This is a genomic window from Aeromicrobium sp. (assembly GCF_036675695.1).
Classification (GTDB): Bacteria; Actinomycetota; Actinomycetes; order Propionibacteriales; family Nocardioidaceae; genus Aeromicrobium.
Genome location: NZ_JAKFEL010000182.1, coordinates 1 through 4,070 on the forward strand (window position 1 = coordinate 1; position 4,070 = coordinate 4,070).

At 65.3% G+C, this 4,070-nt stretch carries 4 protein-coding genes; 2 read left to right on the forward strand and 2 right to left on the reverse strand.

All coding sequences use genetic code 11. The features are described from left to right. Nucleotides 1-101 precede the first annotated feature (101 nt). Complete coding sequence (gene lpdA / locus V6M39_RS11995; RefSeq protein WP_332644049.1) at nucleotides 102-1,481, reverse strand: dihydrolipoyl dehydrogenase; 1,380 nt, start codon at nucleotides 1,479-1,481, stop codon at nucleotides 102-104. 107 nt (nucleotides 1,482-1,588) lie between these two features. Here lpdA and V6M39_RS12000 point away from each other — a divergent pair, with 107 nt between their 5' ends. Both V6M39_RS12000 and V6M39_RS12005 read left to right on the forward strand, forming a co-directional pair. After that, nucleotides 1,589-2,158 (forward strand): hypothetical protein, encoded by a 570-nt coding sequence (locus V6M39_RS12000; protein ID WP_332644050.1) that lies wholly within the window; start codon nucleotides 1,589-1,591, stop codon nucleotides 2,156-2,158. Nucleotides 2,159-2,192: 34 nt separating this feature from the next. Further along, nucleotides 2,193-2,540: an iron chaperone gene (locus V6M39_RS12005; RefSeq protein WP_332644051.1), complete on the forward strand. Its 348-nt coding sequence runs from the start codon at nucleotides 2,193-2,195 to the stop codon at nucleotides 2,538-2,540. Nucleotides 2,541-2,542: 2 nt separating this feature from the next. Here the strand turns inward: V6M39_RS12005 and V6M39_RS12010 are convergent, their stop codons facing one another. Further along, nucleotides 2,543-3,997: a leucyl aminopeptidase gene (locus V6M39_RS12010; protein WP_332644052.1), complete on the reverse strand. Its 1,455-nt coding sequence runs from the start codon at nucleotides 3,995-3,997 to the stop codon at nucleotides 2,543-2,545. Between the last annotated feature and the right edge of the window lie 73 nt (nucleotides 3,998-4,070).

A 4,070-nucleotide genomic window follows, 5' to 3' on the forward strand; every position in this document is an offset into this window, starting at 1 on the left:
CCGACCTGCTTCAACCACTGCGTGACTGTTCCCTCGGTGACACTTTCACCAAGGGCGGGAAGGGTGACAGACGTAGCCATGGGGTCCTCTGGTTCTCCGGGTCAGGCGTGTGAGTGTAGGGGTTTGCCGGCCAGGGCCAGTGCGGCCTCGCCGAGCGCTTCGTTCTGCGTCGGGTGTGCGTGGATGAACTGTGCAACGTCTTCCGGGTATGCCTCCCAGTTGACCATGAGCGAAGCCTCACCGACCTGCTCGCCATAGCGGGAGCCGATCATGTGGACGCCGACGATCGGGCCATCCTTCTGGCGTACGAGCTTGACCGAACCGGCAGTCATCAGGATCTGGCTCTTGCCGTTGCCGCCCAGGTTGTATTCCTGGATCTCGATCTCGCCGTACTTCTCCTTGGCCTGCGGCTCGGTGAGACCGACCGAGGCGATCTCGGGCTCGCAGTAGGTGACGCGGGGGATGCCCGAGTCGATGACCGGCTGAGGCTTGAGGCCCGCGATCTCCTCGGCGACGAAGATGCCGTGAGCGAAGCCGCGGTGGGCGAGCTGAAGGCCGGGGACCAGGTCGCCCACAGCGAATACGCCGTCGACGTTGGTGGCGAGGCGCTCGTTGGTGGGCACCCAGCCACGATCGACTGTGATGCCGGCCTCTTCGTAGCCCAGTCCGGCTGAGGCGGGGCCGCGGCCGACGGCGACGAGCACCAGATCGGTCTCGATCGTCTCGCCGTTCTCGAGCGACACGGTGACGCCGGCGTCGGTCTGCTTGACACCGCTGAACTTCACCCCGGTCTTGAAGTTGATCTTGCGCTTGCGGAACGCGCGCTCGAGCTGCTTGCTGAGCGACGGATCCTCGAGCGGTACGAGAGTGGGGAGGGCTTCGATGATCGTGACGTCCGCGCCGAACGACTTCCACACGGAGGCGAACTCGACGCCGATGACGCTGCCGCCGATGATGACAACGCGTCCGGGGACTTCGCTCATCGTGAGCGCCTCGTCCGACGTGATGACACGGCCGCCGATCTCAAGACCCGGCAGCGAGCGGGCGTACGAGCCGGTCGCCAGAACGACATTGGTGCCGGTGTACTGCTGACCAGCGACCTCAACCGTCTTGGAGCCGACGAGCCTGCCTTCGCCTTCGACGACGGTGATGCCGCCCGACTTGATGAGACCCTGCAGGCCCTTGTAGAGGCGCTCGACCACGCCGTCCTTGTAGGCGTTGACCTTGGGCATGTCGATGCCCTCGAACGAGGCCAGGACGCCGAAGCTTGCGCTCTCTCGGGTCGCGTCAGCGACCTCAGCGGCATGGAGGAGCGCCTTGGTCGGAATGCAGCCGTTGTGGAGGCATGTGCCGCCCAGCTTGCCCTTCTCGATCAGAGCCACCGACTTGCCCAGCTGCACGGCCCGCAGAGCGCACGCATAGCCGCCGCTTCCGCCGCCGAGAATCACGATGTCGAAGTTGTTGCCGGCGCCGTCCGCCACGGTGTCCTCCCAAGGGAATTCTCTTTCATCATCATCTTGTCACTCGACCCGAACACCCTGCCACTGGGGTGAGCCCACGATGCTGACCCGTCGGGCACAATTGCGCCATGGGAATCTTCCGTGGGCGCAAGACCCGGACCGATGGTGGCGCCGTGATCTCCGATCGCAACGCCAGCAAGTCCGACCTTGACGCGCTGCGTGAGTTCGCCGAGTCCCGCAAGGGTGTTGAGGGCTACATCGAGCCCAAGACGTCGGTGACGCAGACGACGTTGCTGCTCGTGGCGGCAGACGGCGAGTCCCTTCGCCGCCGGGTCAGCTCCGCACAGGCTGCCGCCGACTTCGCCCGCAAAAAGCTCGGGATCCCCGTGTATGACGCCAACCTCGTGGGTATCCCGTCGCGCAAGCGCGACTACGACCTCCGCAAGGCCAAGGGCACCGAGGCGACGAAGCCATCGGCCCCGGCCCCCGCGAAGCAGACACCCAAGGAGCTCGCCGCGATCATGACTCTCGAGTCGATCGCCGGGGTCGACCCGCTGCCCACCAACCCGTCGTTCGATGAGCTCATGGTCGTCTACCGCAAGGCGCGCAAGCAGGCGCATCCCGACCGTCTCGACGGCGCGCGTACGAAGTGGGACAAGGTCGAGGACGCTGCTCGCGCCTTGGGACTGCCAGACTGAGTTGCCTGACCGACGTGACCCCCCCGGAGGTCCCTTGACTGAGCGTTTCGAGACTGTCGACGAGTACATCGCATCGTTCCCCTCCGAGGTCCAGGTGATCCTCGAAGAAGTGCGATCGACGATCAAGGCCGCAATCCCCGGGTCAGGCGAGACGATCCGCTATCAGATGCCCTGCGCGACTCTCGGCGACCGTTACCTGATCCACTACGCCGGCTGGAAGAAGCATGTCGGCCTCTATCCAGTCCCGGTCGCGGGTGCCGATCTCGAACCCGAAATCGCGCCACTGCGGTCCGACACGGACACCGTCAAACTCATGTATGACCGGCCCGTGCCACGCGAACTACTCGCGAGGATCGTGCAGTTCATCGCAGCCAAGCGCTAGGTCTACTTGCTGGACATGTCCAGTGCGAGCTTGACGATGGTGCGAACGCCCGTGCCCGTACCGCCGACAGGTGTGTAGTCGAACGGTGAACCCTCGTTGAACGAGGGCCCGGCGATGTCGAGGTGTGCCCACGGGATCTCGCCGACGAACTCACGCAGGAATGCGGCGGCGAACAGCGTGCCGCCATACGGCTTGGGGTTGTGCTGGCGCAGATCGGCGATCTTCGACGACGTGACAAGGGCCTTCATCTCCTCAGCGATCGGGAGAGGCCACATCGACTCGCCGGCATCTTTCGCGTTCGCCAGGACGCGCTTGCCGAAGTCGTAGTCGTTGCCGAGCATACCGCTCGTACGCTCGCCGAGCGCGACAACACAGGCGCCGGTCAGCGTGGCGACGTCGACGATGTGATCCGGCTTGGCTTCGGCAGCGAGGGCTAGTCCGTCGCCCAGGACGAGGCGTCCTTCGGCGTCGGTGTTGAGGACCTCAACCGTGCTGCCGTTGCGCATCGTCAGCACGTCTCCGGGACGGGTCGCGGAGCCGCTCGGCATGTTCTCAGCCAGGCACGCAAACGTGGTGATCTTGATAGGCAACCCGAGCTTGGCGATGGCAACCGTGGCTGCGACAACAGCCGCCGCTCCTGCCATGTCGAGCTTCATCGTGGACATGCCGGTGCCGGACTTGATCGAGAGCCCGCCCGAGTCGAAGGTGATGCCCTTGCCGACCAGCGCCAGGTGCGCGACGGCGTTCTCGGGCGCGTACGTCAGCTTGACCAGGCGCGGAGGGCTGTCGGAGCCTTGGCCGACCCCGAGGATTCCGCCGCAGCGTTCCTTGGCGAGGCGCCTCTCGTCCCAGACTGACACCCGGACAGCGGTGCCAGCGTGAGTGGTGATGGCCTCGGCGAAAGAACTGGGTCGCAGGTCAGCGGGAGGGGTGTTGACCCAGTCGCGGGCGATGTTGACCGCCTCGCTGACAGTGGCTGCGCGCTCGACGGCGTTGGTCGCGGTGGTCTGGCGGGCGAAGGCGCTCAGGATCGTCGCGCTGCTGAGCTTCGGCTCAGGCTTCTTGGCGCCCTTGCCCTTCTTCTTGGACTTGTACACGTCGTACTTGTATGCGCCGAGCGCAATGCCCTCGGCGATCGCCTCGACCTCATCGACGCCGGCGGGATGGAGCGCGACGGCGATGCTGGTTGCGTTCTTGGCGGCACGCACTCCTCGAGCAGCTGCTCGACGAAGGTCCTCGGCGTTCGGCTCATCCGGAAGTGCAACGGCGACGACGAGTTCAGCCTTCGCCTTGCCATTGGACGGGAATGCCACGACCTGGTCCTTCTCGCCGGTGAACCCGAGGACATCAAGCGCTGCGGCGAACTCCTCGCGGTCCTCGTCGCCGCGGATCCCGATGATCAATGCATCGGCGCGGGCGGTGATCGGCTTGGCTGTGCTGAGGCTGACGGTAGGCATGTCGTCACTGTATCCACGGCTCCTCTAGGTTTGCGTTCATGGATCTGCTGCACTCGCCCCTTCACGACCGTCA